General features: G+C 68.2%; 18 protein-coding genes. 11 read left to right on the top strand and 7 right to left on the bottom strand.

The window, feature by feature from the left end:
• Nucleotides 1-146: 146 nt before the first annotated feature.
• Nucleotides 147-704, top strand: coding sequence for a hypothetical protein (locus ACO6VK_RS17710; protein ID WP_422509420.1), 558 nt, complete (start codon nucleotides 147-149; stop codon nucleotides 702-704).
• Between the two features lie 50 nt (nucleotides 705-754).
• Here ACO6VK_RS17710 and ACO6VK_RS17705 read toward each other — a convergent pair whose 3' ends face one another.
• Nucleotides 755-1,903 (bottom strand): PQQ-dependent sugar dehydrogenase, encoded by a 1,149-nt coding sequence (locus ACO6VK_RS17705; RefSeq protein ID WP_422509418.1) that lies wholly within the window; start codon nucleotides 1,901-1,903, stop codon nucleotides 755-757.
• Nucleotides 1,904-2,076: 173 nt separating this feature from the next.
• On the opposite strand from ACO6VK_RS17705, the gene yiaA reads away from it, so the two are divergent.
• Entirely contained in the window at nucleotides 2,077-2,529 is a 453-nt protein-coding gene (gene yiaA, locus ACO6VK_RS17700) for an inner membrane protein YiaA (protein ID WP_422509416.1), read from the top strand.
• A 30-nt stretch (nucleotides 2,530-2,559) separates the two neighbouring features.
• Here yiaA and ACO6VK_RS17695 read toward each other — a convergent pair whose 3' ends face one another.
• The 6 genes from ACO6VK_RS17695 to ACO6VK_RS17670 form a co-directional block, all read right to left on the bottom strand.
• A complete protein-coding gene (locus tag ACO6VK_RS17695; RefSeq protein ID WP_411849661.1) occupies nucleotides 2,560-2,907 on the bottom strand; it encodes a hypothetical protein in 348 nt (115 codons plus the stop codon).
• Nucleotides 2,908-3,035: 128 nt separating this feature from the next.
• A complete protein-coding gene (locus ACO6VK_RS17690; RefSeq protein ID WP_422509414.1) occupies nucleotides 3,036-4,328 on the bottom strand; it encodes an APC family permease in 1,293 nt (430 codons plus the stop codon).
• Nucleotides 4,325-5,101 (bottom strand): L,D-transpeptidase family protein, encoded by a 777-nt coding sequence (locus ACO6VK_RS17685; protein ID WP_422509412.1) that lies wholly within the window; start codon nucleotides 5,099-5,101, stop codon nucleotides 4,325-4,327. Before ACO6VK_RS17685 ends, ACO6VK_RS17690 begins: the two co-directional genes overlap by 4 nt.
• A 27-nt stretch (nucleotides 5,102-5,128) precedes the next feature.
• Nucleotides 5,129-5,977, bottom strand: coding sequence for a MurR/RpiR family transcriptional regulator (locus tag ACO6VK_RS17680; RefSeq protein ID WP_422509410.1), 849 nt, complete (start codon nucleotides 5,975-5,977; stop codon nucleotides 5,129-5,131).
• A 73-nt stretch (nucleotides 5,978-6,050) separates the two neighbouring features.
• On the bottom strand, nucleotides 6,051-7,157 hold the full coding sequence (locus ACO6VK_RS17675; RefSeq protein ID WP_422509408.1) for a dipeptide epimerase: 1,107 nt from the start codon (nucleotides 7,155-7,157) through the stop codon (nucleotides 6,051-6,053).
• On the bottom strand, nucleotides 7,154-8,602 hold the full coding sequence (locus tag ACO6VK_RS17670; RefSeq protein WP_422509406.1) for an SH3 domain-containing protein: 1,449 nt from the start codon (nucleotides 8,600-8,602) through the stop codon (nucleotides 7,154-7,156). The genes ACO6VK_RS17675 and ACO6VK_RS17670 overlap by 4 nt, the downstream gene beginning before the upstream one ends.
• Nucleotides 8,603-8,734: 132 nt before the next feature.
• Here ACO6VK_RS17670 and ACO6VK_RS17665 point away from each other — a divergent pair, with 132 nt between their 5' ends.
• From ACO6VK_RS17665 to hglS, 9 genes are all read left to right on the top strand, one after another.
• Entirely contained in the window at nucleotides 8,735-10,222 is a 1,488-nt protein-coding gene (locus tag ACO6VK_RS17665) for a transglutaminase-like domain-containing protein (RefSeq protein WP_422509404.1), read from the top strand.
• A 43-nt stretch (nucleotides 10,223-10,265) separates the two neighbouring features.
• Complete coding sequence (locus ACO6VK_RS17660; RefSeq protein ID WP_422509402.1) at nucleotides 10,266-13,265, top strand: TonB-dependent receptor; 3,000 nt, start codon at nucleotides 10,266-10,268, stop codon at nucleotides 13,263-13,265.
• Between the two features lie 64 nt (nucleotides 13,266-13,329).
• Nucleotides 13,330-14,859 carry a serine hydrolase gene (locus ACO6VK_RS17655; protein WP_422509400.1) on the top strand — a complete coding sequence of 510 codons (1,530 nt, stop codon included), beginning with the start codon at nucleotides 13,330-13,332 and terminating at the stop codon, nucleotides 14,857-14,859.
• On the top strand, nucleotides 14,813-15,550 hold the full coding sequence (locus ACO6VK_RS17650) for a M15 family metallopeptidase (protein ID WP_422509398.1): 738 nt from the start codon (nucleotides 14,813-14,815) through the stop codon (nucleotides 15,548-15,550). Before ACO6VK_RS17655 ends, ACO6VK_RS17650 begins: the two co-directional genes overlap by 47 nt.
• A 63-nt stretch (nucleotides 15,551-15,613) precedes the next feature.
• Entirely contained in the window at nucleotides 15,614-15,991 is a 378-nt protein-coding gene (locus ACO6VK_RS17645) for a hypothetical protein (RefSeq protein WP_422509396.1), read from the top strand.
• Nucleotides 15,992-16,211: 220 nt separating this feature from the next.
• Entirely contained in the window at nucleotides 16,212-16,628 is a 417-nt protein-coding gene (locus tag ACO6VK_RS17640) for an EF-hand domain-containing protein (protein ID WP_422509394.1), read from the top strand.
• A gap of 137 nt (nucleotides 16,629-16,765) precedes the next feature.
• Complete coding sequence (locus ACO6VK_RS17635; protein WP_422509392.1) at nucleotides 16,766-17,515, top strand: HAD family hydrolase; 750 nt, start codon at nucleotides 16,766-16,768, stop codon at nucleotides 17,513-17,515.
• 31 nt (nucleotides 17,516-17,546) lie between these two features.
• Nucleotides 17,547-18,089 carry a hypothetical protein gene (locus ACO6VK_RS17630; RefSeq protein WP_422509390.1) on the top strand — a complete coding sequence of 181 codons (543 nt, stop codon included), beginning with the start codon at nucleotides 17,547-17,549 and terminating at the stop codon, nucleotides 18,087-18,089.
• Nucleotides 18,090-18,207: 118 nt separating this feature from the next.
• A complete protein-coding gene (hglS, locus tag ACO6VK_RS17625; RefSeq protein ID WP_422509388.1) occupies nucleotides 18,208-19,575 on the top strand; it encodes a 2-oxoadipate dioxygenase/decarboxylase HglS in 1,368 nt (455 codons plus the stop codon).
• The last annotated feature ends 87 nt before the right edge of the window (nucleotides 19,576-19,662 follow it).

Raw genomic sequence — 19,662 nt, 5'->3', positions numbered from 1 at the left:
TTATGTCATGGTAGGTGCATATCCTTGCGTCTTGTTTTTTGCTGTGTCTCTTTCCCCCCCCCCCCCCCCCCCCCCCACTGCTCGTCATCCTCGGCTGACGGCGCCAACGCTAGGCTGTCGTCCCGGCTGAACCGACGGAGCGTCCGATGCGCCTGATTCGAATCCTGGTCCCCACGCTGTTGCTGGCTGCCTGTTCGCAGCCAGCCCCGCCATCGGCGGAGACGGCGCCCACCTCGCCACCGGCGGCCACCACCGCACCGCCCGATGAGGCACCTGCGGCTGGCCTGTCGCCGGATGCGGTGGAACCGGCGGCCGATGCCGCAAAGCCTGCCAAACCTGCCGCCGATGGCGACGTGCGCCAGCGCATCGACAGCGTTCTTGGCGACGCGGCGCAGTATGAAGCGGTCTTCATCGCCTTCCAGACCGCGGTCAATGGCGGCGACCGTGCCGCCGTGGTCGAGGAAATCCGCTTCCCGCTGAACATCGCCAACGGCGCCAAAATTGCCGGGCCCGGCGAGTTCCAGCGCAACTACGAGCGCATCCTGACACCCGCCGTGCGCAAGGCCATTGCCGCGCAGACCTTCGACACGGTCATGGTCAACCAGCAGGGGGTGATGATCGGCGACGGCCAGGTCTGGCTCAACGGTGCCTGCCTGGACAAGGCCTGCACGCGCACCGAGGTCAAGGTCGTCACCATCCAGTAAGCGATGGTGCTGCAGCGCCCCCGCCGGATGGCGAGGGCGCCACTGCGCTGTCAGGCCTTCGGCGTCAGCTTGAGCAGCTTGCCGTTGCTGCCGTCTTCCAGCAGCCAGATCGCGCCATCGGGCCCTTGTTCCACTTCGCGGATGCGCTCGCCCATGAGGAAGCGCTCGGCTTCGCGCGCGTTGTCACCGTCGAAGGCCACCCGCACCAGCGAGGTGGACGACAGCCCGCCGATGAAGCCGCTGCCCTTCCACTGCGGGAACAGCGTGCCCGAGTAGATGATGAAACCGGCCGGCGAAATCACCGGCGTCCAGGTCACCTTGGGCGCGGCGAACTCGGGCCGGGTGTTGTGATCGGGAATCTCGCGGCCGTCGTAGTGGTTGCCGTTGGAGACCACCGGGTAGCCGTAGTTCGCGCCGCGCTCGATCAGGTTCAGCTCGTCGCCGCCGGCCGGGCCCATCTCGTGGACCCAGAGTTTGCCGCGCGCGTCGAAGGCGATGCCCAGCGCGTTGCGATGGCCCAGCGACCACACCTGCGCGGCCACGCCGCCCTGCGAGGCGAACGGATTGTCGGCCGGCACGCTGCCGTCGTCGTTCAGCCGCACGATCTTGCCGAGGTTGCCGCCCATGTCCTGCGCCGGGTCGAACTTCTGGCGCTCGCTGGAGGTGATCCACAGCTTGCCGTCCGGCCCGAAGGCCAGGCGGTGGCCGTAGTGGCCCTTGCCCTCGACCTTGGGGGTCTGCCGCCAGATCACCTTCAGATCCTGCAGCGCGCCGCTGCCGTCGGGCTGCAGCACCAGTCGCGCACGCGCCACGGCCGCGCCGCGGGTGTCGCCTTCACCGGCCTCGGCGTAGCTGACATAGAGCAGCTGGTTGCGGGCGAAATCCGGATGCGGCAGGACATCGCCGAAGCCGCCCTGGCCACCGTAGGCCACCTCGGGTACGCCGCTGATGGTGGCGCTGGTGCCGGTGGTGGGATTGACGTGCTTGAGCGTGCCGCGCTTTTCGCTGACCAGCAGGCTGCCGTCGGGCAGGAAGCTCATCGCCCACGGCTCGTTGAAGGTGCCGACGGCGGTAGCGGTGAACGGCCAGTTCGCCTTTTCGACGGCGGGCGCGGTGGCCGTGTCGGCGGCCACACAGGCGGTGGTGAACAGGGCGGGGGTAAGGCTGATGGCGAGCGAGAGCAGCAGCTTGCGGGTCATGGAGTATCTCCGGAGGGGATGCAATGGCCAGATAAGGGTTGTACACCATGCCTGTCCGCGCCGCGTGCACCATACGTCACTCCCCGTATGCGCCAGTGCGCGGATCGGCTACCGTTGGCGCCAGCCGTCCGTGGGACGGCCCTGCATCATTGTCTTCCAAGGGAGTTGGACTCATGAAGCCACAGGTACACAAGCCGTCCGCTGCATTCATCGCCGCTTCGTGGAGTGCGCTGCTGCTGGGCGCTGCGGCCTATCTGGTCGGCCTGTTCAACGCCGAGATGGCGCTCAACGAGAAGGGCTACTACCTCACCCTGCTGCTGTTCGGCCTGTTTGCGGCGGTGTCGCTGCAGAAGAGCGTGCGCGACAAGGCCGAGGGCATTCCCGTCAGCGGCCTGTACTACGCGCTGTGCTGGTTCGCCCTGCTGGCCTCGCTGCTGCTGCTGCTGGTGGGCCTGTGGAACGCCACCCTGCTGCTGAGCGAAAAGGGCTTCTACGGCATGGCCTTCGCGCTGGCGCTGTTCGGCGCTGTGGCGGTGCAGAAGAACACCCGCGACCTGATGGCCGCCAACGGCGCAACGCTGCCGCCGCTGCCGGCCAGGCCGGTCACGCCGCCCACGCTGGACTGAGGGCGGCATGGGGTGGGCTGCGCGGGCCGGTCAGGTACCGCGCGGCACGCCCTTGTCCAGGTGCGACTGGCGCAGGGCGGTGGATTCGTCCCAGCCACGGCGCACGGCGTTGCGCGCCTGTGCCCAGGTCAGCTTGCTCTTGCCGCGTTCCTGCGCCCAGCGCGTTTCCAGTTCGGCTTCCACTTCTTCATACGCGCGGATGATGTCGTCGGCGCGCGAGTAGTGGCCCAGCTGGTAGGCCGGTTCGTAGTCGTCGAAGAACTGGCTCTGGTCGTAGTAGGGCTCGGCGGAGAAACGCTCGCGCCAGTAGTCCGACACGGCCTGGCGCGGCACGCCGTCTTCCGGCACCCGGCCGGGAATCTGGTAGTCAGGGCTCATCTGTTGGCTCCGGTGGGGTGAGGCATCACCGTAGCGAAGCAGCGGTTAACGTCATGGGCCAGCGGAGTGAATGCCGCATCAAACGCCGCGCGGCACCTCACCCCGCCTTCGTGCGTGTCAACGCGCCGTCACGTCGCCTTGCGCGGCAGTCTGTAGATCACCGCGCCGACCGCGAAGGCCACCAGCGCCGCCGCGATGTTCTGCCAGCTCGCACTGACGAACAACGCCAGGCACAGCACCAGTGCCAGCACCGGAATCAGCGGGCCGCCCGGCAGTTTCAGCGCACCGGGGCGGTCGGCGAAACGCCGTGCCAGTACCAGTACCGCCGCAGCCGTACCGATGTAGGCGAACAGACGCGTGGTCATCGACAGCAGCGCCAGCTGCACGAACGAGCCGGACAGCGCCAGCGCCAGCGCGATCACGCCCTGGGTGACGATCGCCGCGGCCGGCGTGCGGAAGCGCGGATGCACGTTGGCCAGCACCTTCGGCCCGTAGCCGTCGCGTGCCAGTGCGAACAGGAACCGCGGGCCCATCATCATGGTGTTGCTGTTGGTGCCCAGGATGGAGATGGTGGCGCCCACCGTCAGGATCAGCGCCAGCGCTTCACCGCCGAAACGGGAGGCGGCATCGGCCAGCGGCGTCGGCGAGGTGGACAGGTTGGCCAGCGTGCCCTGCGCCACCAGCTGTACCGCGCCATAGATGATGGTGACGCTGACGATCATGGTGATCAGTGCGAAGGGAATGTCGCGGCGCGGGTTCTTGTACTCGCCTGCAGCGGCAGGGATGTTCTCGAAGCCGGCGTAGGCGTACAGCAGCAACAGCGCCGCCTCGCCCATCCGTTGCAGGTCGTGCGGGTCCGGCCGGACGCCGGAGAAGGCCAGGTCCATGTCCACGTAGAACGCGCCGATCGCCACGAACAGCAGCAGCGGCAGCAGCTTGCCGATCACCAGGATCACCCCGGTGCGTGCGGCCGACCGCACGCCGGCCACGTTCACTGCGGTCAGAAAGCCCAGCGACACCACGATGATCGCGATGCGGCCGATGTCATGCCCGGCCCACGGCCAGAAGCGCGCCACCGCATCGGCGAGCGCATTGCTCAATGCGGCCGCCGAGCTGATCCGGGTCAGCCAGATCATCCAGCCGATCTCGAACCCGGCAAAGCGCCCGAATGCCTCGCGCGCATACAGGTAGCTGCCACCGGGCTCATCAAAGTAGCTGGCCGCCTGCGCGTAGCACAGCACCAGCAGCGCCACCACGATGCCCGCAGCCACCACGCCCCACAGGCTGAACGGCCCAAGCAGCGCCACCGTGGCCGCCGGCAGCAGGTAGATGCCGCTGCCGATCACATCGTTGATCGACAGCCCGACGATCTGCCAGCGGCTGACCGCGCGTTCCAGCTGCGGTTCGGCCGGGGCGCTCAACGCATTGCTCCGGTCAGGGCGGGCAACTGCCACGGCCCCTGCAGGTTGTCGTATTCGGTCTTCGGCAGCAGGACGAATGCCGCGCGCGTATCCGGCTTCAGCCAGGCCAGCAGGGCCTTCATGTGGCGTGGCTCCATCGCCGTACAGCCGGCCGTGGCCTCGCCCGGCGTGCGCCAGAGGTGGGCGAAGATGCAACTGCCCTTGCCCGGCCTGCGGCTGCTGTTGTGCTCGATCACGAAGCCCTCGCGATAGCGCACATCGCCCTTGTTGTGCAGGTCCAGCCGCATCGGTTCGGTGGACCCTTTCACCGCGGCGGCACCGACGTCCCTGGCATCGACGATGCGGTTGTAGTCGGGGGAGGTGGGCACATCCATGCAGTAGTGGCTGGCCGTCATCGGCTGGTACGGCATCGCACTGGCGATCTTGGGCGCATAACCGAACGCCGGGCCGATCTCGAAGATGCCGGCGGGGCTGCGCCCGTCGCCTTCCTTCTTCTGCGGCCCCTGGTTGTGCAGCGACGCACGGCCCACGCCCCAGGCACTGCCGTTCCGACCGACGGCCACGGTGAAGGCCGGGCCGTGCCTGCGCCAAGGACCGCTGTCGCTTTGACGCTCATAGGCCTGCAGCCGGCCCTCGGTGGCATCCCAGCTGTCGGTGACCACCACGATGGCCTGTTGGCTGCGTGACAGCGGCGGCAACGGGGTGAGTGCGCCGGCCGGCAGCGCGGCAGCGAGAGCGGTAACGGCGAGGGCGGTACGCAGCAGCGGCAGCATCGTGGACTCCGGTAGACCAGCGGTCGATCAGGTGTCGATCAGGTGTTCGATCCGTTCCAGGTTCACCCCGAGCTGGCGGTGGCGGTCGGGGTTGGCGTGGCACAACAGCACGAAGACGAAGTCGAGCAGGGACTGCAGCGAAGCACGGTACAGCAGCTGCGCCACATGCGGCGCAGGGTCGTGCGCGCAGACCACCAGCGACTGGTCGGCATGCGCGCGCAGCGGATTGGCACTGTGGCGGGTGATCGACACCACCTTGCCACCCATGTCCTGGAACTGCCGCGACAGCTGGAACAGCTGCGGCAGCTTGCCGAACTCGGAGAACACCAGCATCGCATCGCCGGCCCGCGCCGCCGACAGGTTGGCCATCATCAGGATCGGGTCGGCATGGTGCACCGTCAGCATGCCCAGCAGCGACAGCCGCATGGCGAATTCGCGCGCATACAGGCCGTCGTCGCCCAACCCGTACACGAATACCTTGGGCGCGCCGTCGAGCAGCCGCACGATGGCTTCGACATCGGCCTGTGGATTGGCCAGGCCGGTTTCTTCCTCGGCGGCGGCCCTGCTCAGGCGCAGGCGTCCGGCGATGCCGGCGTAGTCGTCGGCGGCACTCGGCGGCGACGGGCGCGCCTGGGGATCGTGGCCGGCGCGGGCCACCGCTTCGCCGATGGAGTACTTCAGGTCCGGGTAGCCCTTGAAGCCCAGTTTCTGGCTGAACTTGACCACGCTGGACTGGCTGATCCCCAGCGCGCTGGCCAGCTGCTGGGACGAGTAGTCGCGCAGCAGGTGGGCATTGTCGAGAATGAAGTCGGCGATGCGGCGCTCGATCGCCGACATGTGGTCACGCTCGGAGCGGATTTTCACCAGGGGCGGCATGGGGCTCAGCGTGGGTCCGGTTGCAGAAAGGGTAAGCGGGATCAACGGTCGGCGGTAGCGCCCGTGCAGCGGCCTACCAGCGCGGCGGCGTGATCATCTCCAGCCCGCGCACCTCGGTGATCCCCAGCCCCGGCGCATCGCTGATGGTGATCTCCGATTCGTTGAAGTTGACCCCCCCGGTGACCGGGTTGAACGCCCCCAGCGAGGGACCGTCCAGGTCCACCTTGGTGATGACATCGCTCTTGGCCACCGCCAGGTGCACGGCCGCCGCCACGCTGATGCTCGACTCGATCATGCAGCCGATCATGCACGGCACGCCGTAGATGGCGGCAATGTCGGCGATGCGGATCGCGTTGGAGAGCCCGCCGGTCTTCATCAGCTTGATGTTGATGATGTCCGCCGCGCGCTGCTGGATCAGGTCCACCACCTGGCCGGGATTGAACACGCTCTCATCGGCCATCACCGGCGTGTTGACGCGGTCGGTGACGTACTTCAGCCCGCTGATGTCGGCCGCCTTGACCGGCTGTTCCAGCAGCTCAAGTACCACCCCGGCCTCTTCCAGCGTGCGCATCGCATGCACCGCCTGCTTGGCGGTCCAGCCCTGGTTGGCGTCCAGGCGGAGCAGGGCGCGGCCCTGCACGGCGGCGTGGATCGCCTTGACCCGCTCGATGTCCAGGCCGATGTCCTTGCCGACCTTGATCTTCAGCGACTCGAAACCGCGGTCGATGGCCGACAGTGAATCTGCCACCATCTTGTCGATGTAGTCCACGCTGATGGTGATGTCGGTGGTGATCACCGGATCGCCACCGCCGAGCATGCGGTACAGCGGGGCGTTGTGCAGCTGCGCCCACAGGTCGTAGAGCGCGATCTCCACCGCCGCCTTGGCGCTGGTGTTGCGCTCCAGCGAGGACTGGATCAGGCCGCACAGATGGTTGAGGTTGGCCACGTCCTGGCCGATCAGGCGCGGCTTGATGAAGGTGGTGATGGCCTCGACGATCGAGCCGTGGGTGTCGCCGGTGATCACCGCCGTGGCCGGCGCCTCACCGTAGCCGGTGTGGCCACTGTCGGTGCGCACCAGCACCACCACGTCTTCCACGGTATCCACAGTGCGCAGCGCGGTCTTGAACGGGGTTTTCAGCGGCACGCGCAGCATGCCGAGTTCGATGTGGGTGATCTTCATTCAGGGGTCTTGGCTCGAATGCGCTGGATGTTGGTGATGCGGTCGATGTAGCTGACGGTGTCGCTGGCCATCATCGGCTCCAGCGGTGTCACCGATACCCCGTTGAGATGTGCCTGCACCCGCGTACCGTCGGTGCCGAACCAGCTGCCGCCGGCGGTGTCGTGGATCACCCAGGTGCGGCCGTCGAGGTGGCCGATGGTGACCATGACGTGGCCGGGGATGTAGACCAGGTCGCCGACCTGCAACTGCTGTACCGCCGCCTCGCGCCGGGCCTTGCCATCCTTCGCGTCGAAGGCGATGCGGTCCAACGCCGGGCTGACTGCCTGCGCGCTGGTATTGCGCGGCACCAGCACGCCGACACTGCGGTAGATCTCCGAAACGAAGCCGCTGCAGTCGCGCGTGTCGTAGTCGTGGCCCCAGCCATAGCGCTCGCCGAGGAACTTGAAGGCCTGCTGCAGCAGATTGCGCGGCGTCAGCGGCAGGTAGTCGGCCGCGCTGTCCTGCGAGCGCGGCAGCAGCGCCGGCACCAGCGCCAGACGGCCATCGGAGTCGCGCACCGGCATCTGCACCACGTGCGCGGCATGCGCCTGCTGGCCGTTGACCGGCGTGTTGGCCGGCCAGTCGGCGAGCACCGGCAGGCGCACACCCATGTCCAGCTGCAGGCGCGAGACGCGCGGCTCTTCGGGCGTGTAGGCAGTGAATGCGGTGGCGCCGGTAATCACCCGGTAGGGGCCGTGCTGGCCGTAGCCGAGCACCGTATCGGCATCACCGATGCCAACGAAGCGCCGCTCGATCCAGGCCGAGTAGCGCTCGCTGGTGATGAACAGCCACTGCCCGTCGGCGCTTTCATGCAGCACCGCCACCGCATCGCCCGGGAACAGGGCCGACTCCTGGAAGCGGTCGATATCGGTGTCGCCGGGCGTGGTGAATACCCGCAACGCGGTCGGGAAGGCACGCAGCGCGGCGCGATGGGTGACCAGGCCGTACTGCACGGGGCGCTGGGCCGGCACCGTCTCCAGGCCGAGGTTGGCCAGTGCGGCGCGGCGTTGTGCCTCGCCGATGGGCTGCCCCTCCACGCCGTACAGCGGCTTGGTCGGCCAGCGCGACAACGCCTGGATGTCGGCCAGCACCCGCGCGCGCGGCAGCTGTGCCGGCAGGGCACGCAGGTCGTGAAGGGACGGATCGGTGGCGCGCATGCGCGCGTTCTGCGCGGCGATGCCGGCGCGGTCGAGGATGACGCGGTCCGGATCGGGCAGGCGGTCGGCCCAGAACGCCGGGTCCAGGTACGCCTCGCGCAGGCCGATCACACCCAGGGCATCGGCGGCCGAGGCGGCAGGCGGCGGCGCATCGGCGGCACCGGCCGTGCCGCCGGCCAACAGCGCCAGCAGCAGCGCGCGGGCCAGCCACGGGGTCCGCACAGGGCGGCAGGGGGAAGCCAGGATCATGGAGCGGTCACCCTCCTCGGAAGCGTCAGGAATATTTATTCCTTTTTTCATGGAAAGCAAGAATAAATTATTGACCGACTTCCCACCTCGTGTTACACAGCGATTACCACCCGCACCTTGGGAAGTGTCGCTGTGGATCCTGCTTCGCGCAAACCGTCTTCATGCCGCCGTGCCGCCTGGCGCACCGCCGCCTGCCTGCTGCTGGCGCTGCCCCCGTTGTGGGCGGCGGCAGCCGTGCCGTTGCCGCAGGTGATCGCGCAGATCGACCGTGGCGCATTCGCCGAGGCCGAGGCCGCCATTGCCGCCGCGCTGCAGGACACCACGCTGAGCGCTGCCGTGCGTGAGGACTATGCCTTCCAGCGCGAGCGCATGGCGCGCATCCGGCTCGACTTCACCTTGGATGCCGATGCGGCCAAAGCGCAGGTGCGCCGTCAGATTCCGGACCTGCGCGATGACGAGTTCGTGCGCTGGGACGCGGCCGGGCTGATCGAGCACCTCGACATCGACGGGCAGCGGCGCTACTTCAAACGGGCGCCGTCCAACCTGTTCAGAGTCAGTGCGCAGGCGCGCGCCCGCCGCGCACCGTCGGTACCGGAGCCAGTCGATGGCCCCTACGAGCATCTTGGCCCGCACCACCATGAGATTGTCGCGGCCGCGCGCGCCAGCGGCGCCACCAGCCTGGTGCCGCGCCGGGTCGAGGTCACCCAGTCGCTGGTGGTCAAGGCCGACGCGGTTCCCGCCGGCGAGACCGTGCGCGCGTGGATTCCGTACCCGCGCGCGATTCCCGGCCAGCAGGAGGACATCCACTGGATCGCCAGCACGCCGGCCGGCGCGCGCATCGCCCCGGAGGCGACGCTGCAGCGCACCGCCTACATGGAGCGCACCGCCGTGGCCGGCACGCCTACCGCCTTCGAGATCCGCTACGCGGTCACCGTGTACGCGCGGCATATCCCGATCGACCCGGCCAAGGTGCAGCCCACGCCGGACGATCCGGCGTTGCAGCCCTACCTGGCCGAACGCGCGCCGCACATGGTGTTTACGCCGGCCCTGCGCGCGTTCTCGCAGCGCGTGGTGGGCACCGAAACCAATCCCTACCGCATCGTGCAGCGGCTGTTCGACGCGGTCGACCGCATTCCGTGGGCCGGCGCGCGCGAGTACTCCACGATCTCCAACATCAGCGATTACGCCCTGCACGCCGGCCACGCCGATTGCGGCCAGCAGACGCTGCTGCTGATGACCCTGCTGCGCCTCAACGGCATTCCGTCGCGCTGGCAGTCGGGCATGGTCTATTCCGATGACGCCGTGGGCTACAACAACCTGCATGACTGGGGCGCGGTGTACCTGGCGCCTTACGGCTGGGTGCCGATGGATGTGACCACCGGGCGCCTGGACAGCCCCGAGCCGGTGCTGCGCGACTTCTACCTCGGTGGCCTGGACGCCTACCGCATCGCCTTCAACGACGACTACGCCCAACCGCTGGTGCCGGCCAGGCAGCACGTGCGCTCGGAGACCGTGGATTCCCAGCGCGGCGAAGCGGAGTGGTCCGGCGGCAACCTGTACTTCGATCAATGGAACTACGACTTCCAGTCGCACGTGGTGCCGCTGGAGGCCGCGCGGTAATCGGCGGTATCCCTGATTCAACATCTGCAGGAGAGAGCAGGCAATGAAGGTGAATCGATTGAAGCGGGCGGCGCTGTGCGTCGCACTGGGCGCGTGCCTGGGCGGCGTGGCGCCGATGGCGCTGGCACAGGACGGCGCGGTGGTGGGCAAGCTGGTCACCGATGGCGGGAAGGCGCTGGACAACGCCACGGTGACCGTACGCAATCCGGCCACCGGCTTCGTGCGCTCGGTAAAGGCCGATGCCAATGGCGGCTATCGCATCCCGCTGCTGCCGGTGGGTACCTATGATCTGGAGGTGTCGGTCGGCGGCGGCGCCGCCACACGCGTTGGCCAGGTGGATGTCGGCCTGGGCAACACCACCACGGTCAACGTACCGGTCAGCGGCGTCAGCACGCTGGGCACGGTGGAAGTGCGCGCCCCGCAGGTGGTGTCGATGGTGGACGTGAAGTCCACCGAATCGGCCACCAACATCACCCGCGAAGAACTGTCGCGCCTGCCGGTGGACCGCGACATCACCGCCGTGGCGCTGCTGGCGCCCGGTGCGGTGAAGGGCAAGGGCTCGCTGGGCGGGCAGGGCATCTCCTTCGGTGGTTCCTCGGTGGCCGAGAACACCGTGTACATCAACGGTCTGAACGTCACCGACTTCTACAACCGGGTTGGGTTCTCTTCGGTGCCGTTCGCGTTCTACCAGGAGTTCCAGGTCAAGACCGGCGGCTACTCGGTGGAGTTCGGGCGCAGCACCGGCGGCGTGATCAATGCCGTGACCCGCTCGGGCAGCAACGACTTCAAGGCCGGTGCCGAACTGGTGCTGGAACCGCGCGCCTGGCAGTCGCAGGCGCGCGACCACTACGACGCCGACGGCAGCCGCTACATCACCGCCAGCCGCGACGACTATTCGCGCAGTGCGCTGAACGTGTTCGCCTCCGGTGCGCTGGTGCAGGACAAGCTGTTCTTCTTCGGCATGTACGAAGCGCGCGACTACAAGCCAAACTCCACCAACGACGCCGGCACCGTGCTCAATCGCGGCACCGCCGATGACCCGTTCTGGGGCGGCAAGCTGGACTGGCAGATCACCGACAACCAGATGCTGTCGCTGTTCGGCTTCTCCGACAAGAGCGATACCGTCACCGACGTCTACCGCTACAACTACGACACCGGCCTGGCCGAGGGCGACCGCACCAACCAGATCTACAACACAGTGGGCGGCACCAACTGGTCGGGCACCTACAGCTGGCAGGTCAACGATGCGCTGACCATGAAGCTGATGTACGGCGAGAACAAGCGCAACCGCTCGCAGAGCAGTCTGATGGACGAGAACTGCAACCGCGTGTTTGACAACCGCACCGCCAGCCAGGGCGTGCCGACCGATCTGCAGGGCGACCGCAGCTGCACCAGCAGCTCGCAGCTCGAGTCGGCACTGGATACCCGCAAGGCCGGCCGCGCCGATTTCGAATGGTCCATCGGCAACCACCTGCTGCGCTTCGGCCTGGACCGCGAAGAGAACACCTCCGACTACGAGCGCGCCTACCCCGGCCCGGGCGGCCTGCGCTACGACGTCTACTACCGCACCCCCGGCAGCTCGCTCAATGGCGGCGTCGTGCCGGCCAGCGGCCTGGTCGTGCGTACCCGCCGCTATGAAGTGGCCGGTTCCTTCGAGACCATCAACTCGGCCTACTACATCGAAGACAACTGGCAGGTCACGCCGAACTTCCTGCTCAACATCGGCGCGCGCATGGAAGGTTTCGACAACAAGGGCGGCGACGGCGACAGCTACATCAAGATCGACGACATGATCGCCCCGCGCCTGGGCTTCTCCTGGGACGTGCGCGGCGACGGCACCACCAAGGTGTTCGGCAACCTCGGCCGCTACTTCCTGCCGGTGGCCAACGTCATCAACATCAAGCAGGCCGGCGGCTTCCTCGACGAGCGCACCTGGTACGAGTTCCTGGGCTACAGCGGTGCCGCCAACAACGTACCCAACCTGGGCGGCCAGATCGGCCCGGTCGACAACTCGCAGGGCGACGGCAGCGTGCCGGACCTGCGCGCCGAAGTGAACCGCGACATGGACCCGGTCTACCAGGACGAGGCGATCCTGGGCTTCCAGCACATGCTCAGCGAATCCTGGTCGGTGGCTGCCAGCGTCACCTACCGCCGCCTGCACAACGCCATCGATGACATGAACATCACCGCCACCGGCCAGTGCGGGCCGGTGGACAGCGTGTGGATCATGGGAAATCCCGGGCGCACCAACACCGTGTGGGGCGACAGCGACTGCGATGGCAGCAACGATGCATGGATCGACATCGACACCTCGCGCGAAGGCTGGGCGCTGTACGACGACGATGGCAACTATGTGGGTCAGCGTGGGTGGGTCAAGCCCAAGCGCGACTACAAGGCGCTGGAGCTGCAGGTCGACCGCGCGTGGGATGGCGTGTGGGGCTTCAACGCGTCCTACACCCTGGCCTACGGCCGCGGCAACGCCGAAGGCCCGGTCAACTCCGATACCGATTTCGCCGATTCGGGGCGCACCGAGAACTTCGACAACCCGTGGGTGAACTACCGCGGCTACGGCTACCTGGCCAACGACCGCCGCCATCAGTTCAAGTTCCGCGGCAGCTACGCAGTGACGGAGAACCTGACCGTGGCCGCCACCCTGGGCGTGCAGTCGGGCAGCCCGATCACCCGCTTCGGCGCCGGCAACCCGTTCGACGACACCGACTTCCACAGTTATTACGTGTGCGTGGCCAACTGCCAGGCGTCGGTGCCGTCCGAACGCGTGTTCGTGCATTCGCCGCGCGGCGGCGATGGCCGCACCCCGTGGACCTACGACCTGGATCTGAGCGTGGCCTACAAGGTTCCGGTGCCGCTGGATCTGCGCGTCAAGCTGGCGGTGTACAACGTGCTCAACCAGCAGCGCACCGTGTCGGTGGACCAGGACTACGAGCCGCAGGACAGCATCGGCACGCCCAATCCGCTGTATGGTTTCGGCACCGGATTCCAGTCGCCGCGCTATGCGCAGTTGACCGTGACCTGGAACTACTGAGCCCCCAGGGTGGCCCGTCCTGCGGGCCGCCGCGGAGAATGCGATGCGCAGCAGGTGGTGTGCCATGTTGGGCCTGCTGGTGGCTGGCGCCGCGCCCGCCGCCGGCACCGGCCCGGCGGCGACGGTGTTCGACCCGATGGTCGACCAGGCCCGCCAGCGGGACGTGGCCGGCATGGCGATGGCCGTGGTCGATCAGGGCCAGGTCGTCTACCAGCGTGCCGAAGGACCGCGCGGCGACGCCGCCGGTACGCAGGTCGATGCGGACACCCTGTTCAAGATCGCCTCCAACAGCAAGGCGATGACCGCCGCGCTGCTGGCGCGGCTGGTGGAGCGTGGCCGGCTGCGCTGGGAGGATCCGGTCATCCGCTACATCCCGCAGTTCCGCATGCACGATCCGTGGGTGACCCGGAACATGCAGGTGCGCGATCTGCTCATCCACAACAGCGGGCTGGGGCTTGGCGCGGGCGACCTGATGCTGTGGCCCGAGCCGAACCGGTTCACCCGCCAGGACATCATTGCCGGCCTGGCCCATCTCACACCGGTGACCAGCTTCCGCAGCGGCTATGCCTACGACAACCTGATGTATGTGGTGGCCGGCGAGGTCGCCGCTGCTGCCGGTGGCAAGCCCTACGACCAGCTGTTGCGCGAGGAGGTGTTCGTGCCGCTGGGCATGGACCGCTGCCAGGTGGGCGCGTGGTCGGTGGCGCAGGTGGGGAACGTGGCCCAGCCGCATCGGCTGGCACACGGCCGGCCGGTGGTCGCGGGCGCCGACGGCGACACCAGCCCGGACCTGCCGTCGATGGCGGCCGGGGGCATCCGCTGCAGCCTGCGCGACATGACCCGCTGGATGCAGGTGCTGCTCGACCCCGCCCTGGTGCCTGGCTGGCTGGGCAGTGCGCAGCGGCAGGCGGTGTGGACCGCGCACATGCCGATGCCGCTCGGCGAACGCCAGCGCCGCTGGGATAACGCGCACTTCTTCGCCTATGGCTACGGCTGGCGCCTGTCGGACATGGACGGGCAGTGGAAGGTGGCGCATACCGGCACGCTGTCGGGCATGTATTCCTCGCTGGCGCTGCTGCCCGATCGTCGTGCCGGCGTGGTGATCCTGATCAACAGCGACGCCGACGACGCGCGCACGGCGCTGATGCAGGCCGCGTTGAAGCACTACACCGCACCGGCGGCGGGAGAGACGGTGGCGGGCTATCTGCAGCAGCTCGATGCCGAACGTGCCGTACGCCAGAGCGCCGGCCAGGTACGGCCCGATACCGGTGCCAGCCGTCCCGCGCCGCTGACGGCCAGCGCACGCTGGCAGGGCCGCTACCGCGATCCGTGGCTGGGCGAGGCGTCACTGTGCCCCGGGCGCGACGGGCTGCGTCTGCAGGTGGATAAATCCCCCCAGCTGCGTGGCCGCGTGATGCAGCTGGGCGACCGCTGGTGGGTGCAGTGGGATACGCTCGGCCGCGACACCGACGCCTGGCTGCAGCCCGATGACGGCACTCCACCCAGCGTTCGCCTTGCCGCGATCGACCCGGATATCGACTTCAGCTATGACTACCAGGACCTGCACTTCACCCGCATCGGCGATTGCCCGTAGCCTGCTGGCCGTCGCGCTGGCACTGCCCCTGTGCCCGGCAGGCGCGGCCACGGTGACCGTCTCGCCGGCGCGCGACGCTGCCGCGGCGGGGCTGGTGGATGTGGGCCACGCCATACCCGGGCTGGACCTGGACATCCGCTATGCCGGCCCGGACAACTTCACCGCCGCGCCCGTCCCCGGCTACGAAGCGCCCAAGTGCTACCTGCTCGCACCGGTGGCTGCGGCCCTGGCCAAGGTGCAGGCCGAGCTCCGGCGTGACGGCTTCGCCCTGCGCATCTACGACTGCTACCGGCCGGTGCGCGCGGTGCAGGCCTTCGTGGCGTGGGCACATGATCCGGCCGAGCAGTCGCGCAAGGCGCTGCAGTATCCGCAGGTGGACAAGCCGGACCTGCTCGATGGCTACATCGCCGAAACCTCCGGCCACAGCCGCGCCGCCACCGTGGACCTGACCCTGCTCGACTGCCGCGCCGGCCCCTGCACCGCGCTGGACATGGGCACCGGCTTCGACTTCTTCGGCGCCCGCGCCCATACCGATGCGCCGGACATCAGCGCCGCGCAGCGCGCCCACCGGCAGCAGCTGCTGCGCGCCATGCAGCGCCACGGCTTTGCCAACTACCCGCTGGAGTGGTGGCACTACACCCTGCAGCCCGAGCCTGGCCCCACCACCGCCTACGACGTTCCGGTGCGCTGAGCCGCGCGCCGGGGCGTGCCGGCGCACCGCTACACTGTGCGCTGACCTGCCGACCGGACCGCGATGAACCTGCCACTGCACTTTGGACTGCTGGGAACGCTGGAAGCGGGCCTGATCGCGCTGCTGGTCGGGCTGCTGGTGTACGCCCTGTGGCACCGGCTGTGCCGCTGGGCGCAGTGGTCGATGGGCCACGCCATCGGCTGGTCGTGCGTGATCGCGGTGGTCGCCTCGGCCGGCATCGATGCCTGGAAACTGTTCTACATGGGCATGATGCGGCTGGAGTCGCCGCTGTATGCGCGGTTGTTCCTGGCCGGCATCCACGATCCCAACGAACTGGGCTCGCGCGTTGTGCTCGAAGTGGCCGGCGCATTGGGCGGTGTTGCCCTGGGGTGGGTGATATTCAGTTCGCGCTCAGGCGAAAAAAACGCCACCCACGACTGAGTTTCCGTTCGTATCCGGTTAAATCCCGGCCGGTTGAATGCGCGTCTTACTGTCCGCTCACCTGCGCGTAACCAGTGCGGTAATCGACGCCTGCGCGCAGGTGGTTAAGACGGTGTGCGTGGGCCGATCAGCACGCAATATCGATTCACAAAGCGGGTGGCAGGGTGGAGGCCGTGCGGAAACAACGGCCGCGCAACATCCACCCAAGGAGACCACCCCAATGACTATTCGCAACCGCAAGCCCCTGATCGCCCTGATCGTCGCCGCCGGCAGTGTGCTGGCCATTCCGGCGATGGCCCAGTCGGCCAAGCAGAGCGCCGCGCAGGCCCAGACCCAGGCGGCGCAGGCGCAGCAGGCGGCAGCGCAGGCCGGTGATGCCGCCGATGCAGCGTCCGGTGCCGCAGCACAGGCCTCGGCCCAGGCCAACGGTGGCGGCGGCCAGACCTGGGCCAGCGTCGACACCGACGGCAACGGCACCATCAGCAAGGCCGAATCCCAGGTCAACGCCGGGCTGGCACAGGTCTTCGACCAGGCCGACACCAACAAGGACGGCGAACTCAGCCCGGATGAATACAAGGCCTATGTCGCCGCCCAGCAGGGCGCGGCCGCCGGCAACGGCGCACAGCCGGGCAAGTAACGCGATCCCGTACAGGCAGGGCCCGACACCGCTGGACACCGGTGAACGGCAGTGAGGGGGGAGGGCGGCTTCGGCCGCCCTTCTTTTTGCCTGTTTCCGTCATTGGGCGCAGTGCCCGGTGTTGCTATCCTTGGCCGATGATGACTTCCATGCCCACGCCGCAAGGCGCAATCGGCCTGGTCGGTTTTGACGGTGACGACACGCTGTGGAAGAGCGAGGACTATTACCGCAAGGCCGAACAGGACTATCTCGAGATCCTGTCGCGCTACATCGACGTGCACGACACCCAGACCGCGCGTCACCTGCTGGAAGTGCAGCAGCGCAACCTCGGCGTGTTTGGTTACGGCGTCAAGGGCATGACCCTGTCGATGGTCGAAGCGGCCATCGAGATCACCCAGCAGATGATCAGCGCGCGTGACCTGCAGCAGATCCTCGACATCGGCCATGACACCCTGCGCCACCCGGTGGAGCTGATCGACGGCGTGCGCGAGTCCGTCACCGAGATTGCCCGCGACTACCCCGTGGTGCTGATCACCAAGGGCGACCTGTTCCACCAGGAAGCCAAGATCAAGCTGGCCAACCTGCGCGATCTGTTCCCGCGCATCGAAATCGTGTCTGAGAAGGACCCGGAAACCTACGCCCGCGTGCTCGAAGAGTTCGACCTGCCGATCGCGCGGTTCTGCATGGTGGGCAACTCGCTGCGCTCGGATATCGAGCCGGTGATCACCCTGGGCGGCTGGGGCATCCATACCCCGTACGCCGTGACCTGGGCGCATGAAACCCAGCACGGGGTGGCGGACGACGAACCGCGCATGGTCGATGCCCCCACCGCCTTCGACTGGCCGCAGGCGCTGCGCACCATCGAAGCCAAGGCATCGCAGGCCTGACACGCATGCAGCGCTGCGGCAGAATCGTCCCATGACCCTGCGCGCGCTACTTGCCCTGTTGCTGCTGGTGCTGCCCTTCGCTGCACCGGCGCAACAGACACCGGAGAAGTCCGCGGCCTATGTCGTGGCCACCGGCGATGACTGGGTGGACGCGCAGCTGCGCGACATCAACCACTACGCCGAGCGCTACCCCGACAGCTTCCTCGACGAGGTCTCGCGTTATGCCGGCGTCTCGCGCGGTTACATCGCCGCGTTGATGTATACCCACGGCTGGCAGGCCGGCGACATCTACTTCGCGTGCTTCTGGGCCCATGCCATCGGGCGCTCGTGCCGCGACAGCGTGCAGGCCTGGAGCCGTGCCGTGCCGGCCGACGGCGAGCCGCGCCACTGGCAGGACGTGGTGCAGGACCTCCCGGTAGCGCCGCAGAACCTGCACTGGCGCGCGCTGCGCCACGCCATCGTGGCCAGCCACGACCACTGGGACCGCCCGGTCACCCTCGATGCCACCCTGCAGCGCCAGCTCGGCGACCACGCCCAGCGCCAGCGCGCCGCACGCACGCCCCCCACGCCCTGACGCGGCCGCCGCCCGCGGCACCGGTCGCGTCGTGCTGCTATGCAGATCGCCGCCGCCGGCCCGCTCGGCGACAATACGCGCTTGCCTGTTCCCCCCGTGATCCGTTGCCGAGTACGTAATGAGCGCCGACCGTTTCGTTTCACCTGACGATATCCGCAGCCTGTTCGCCCAGGCCATGTCCAGCATGTACCGCACCGAAGTGCCGTTGTACGGCACGCTGGTGGACCTGGTGGCCGAGATCAACGATGCCGTGCTGACCGCCGATCCGGCGCTGGCCGGGCAGATGGACCGCACCGACGAGCGCGCGCGCCTGGCGCAGGAGCGCCACGGTGCCATCCGCGTCGGCACCGCCGAGGAACTGGCGACGTTGGGGCGCCTGTTCGCGCTGATGGGCATGTACCCGGTGGGCTACTACGACCTGTCCGTGGCCGGCGTGCCGGTGCACTCCACCGCGTTCCGCCCGCGCACCGCCAAAGCGCTCGCGCACAACCCGTTCCGCGTGTTCACCTCGCTGCTGCGGCTGGAGCTGATCGAGGACGCCGCGCTGCGCGAGCAGTCCGCGCAGATCCTGGCACGCCGCCGCATCTTCACCGACGAGGCGCTGGCCCTGATCGCGCAGGCCGAGCGCGACGGTGGCCTGGATCAGGCCGACAGCCGCCGTTTCGTCATTGCCGCGCTGGAAACTTTCCGCTGGCATGGCGACGCCACCGTATCGCTGGCCACCTACCACGCCCTGCACGATGCCCATCGGCTGATTGCCGACGTGGTCAGCTTCCGTGGCCCGCACATCAACCACCTCACCCCGCGCACGCTGGACATCGACGCCGCCCAGGCAGGCATGCTCGCGCGCGGCCTGGCCGCCAAGGCGGTGATCGAAGGCCCGCCGCCGCGGCGTTGCCCGATCCTGCTGCGCCAGACCAGCTTCAAGGCGTTGGAGGAGCCGGTGCACTTCCCGTCGGGCGACAGTGCCGATGCCGGCACCCACACCGCGCGCTTCGGCGAAATCGAGCAGCGCGGCCTGGCCCTCACGCCCAAGGGCCGCGCGCTGTACGACCAGCTGCTGGCCCAGGCGCGTGACAGCGGCGGCGCCGGCAGCACCGGGCAGGACTATCCGACCCGCCTCGCAGCGGCGTTCAGCGCGTTCCCGGACGACCACGACACCCTGCGCCGCGAAGGGCTGGGGTATTACCGGTACGCGCTCACCGACGCCGGCCGCGCCAGCCCCGACGCCGTTGGCGATCTTCCGGCCGAGGCACTGATCGCCGCCGGCCTGGCCAGCGCCGATCCGATCGTCTACGAGGATTTCCTGCCGGTCAGTGCCGCAGGCATCTTCCAGTCCAACCTCGGCGGCGAAGAACAGCGCGCCTACGCCGCCCACGCCAACCGGGACGCCTTCGAGCAGGCACTGGGCATGAAGGTCGAAGACGAGTTCGCCATCTACGCGCGCCTGCAGGCCGAATCACTGGCCACCCTGAAAGCCCGGTAATGCCGGCACCTGTTGCCTGATTGATGTCCGGTAGGTGCCGACCGTTGGTCGGCACATCAGGCAACCCGGCGTGCGGACCAACGGTCC

It is taken from the genome of Stenotrophomonas sp. GZD-301 (genome assembly GCF_049310345.1).
GTDB lineage: Bacteria > Pseudomonadota > Gammaproteobacteria > Xanthomonadales > Xanthomonadaceae > Stenotrophomonas.
Note: the sequence above shows the minus strand (reverse complement) of the source record. Positions and strands in the feature narration are given on the sequence as shown.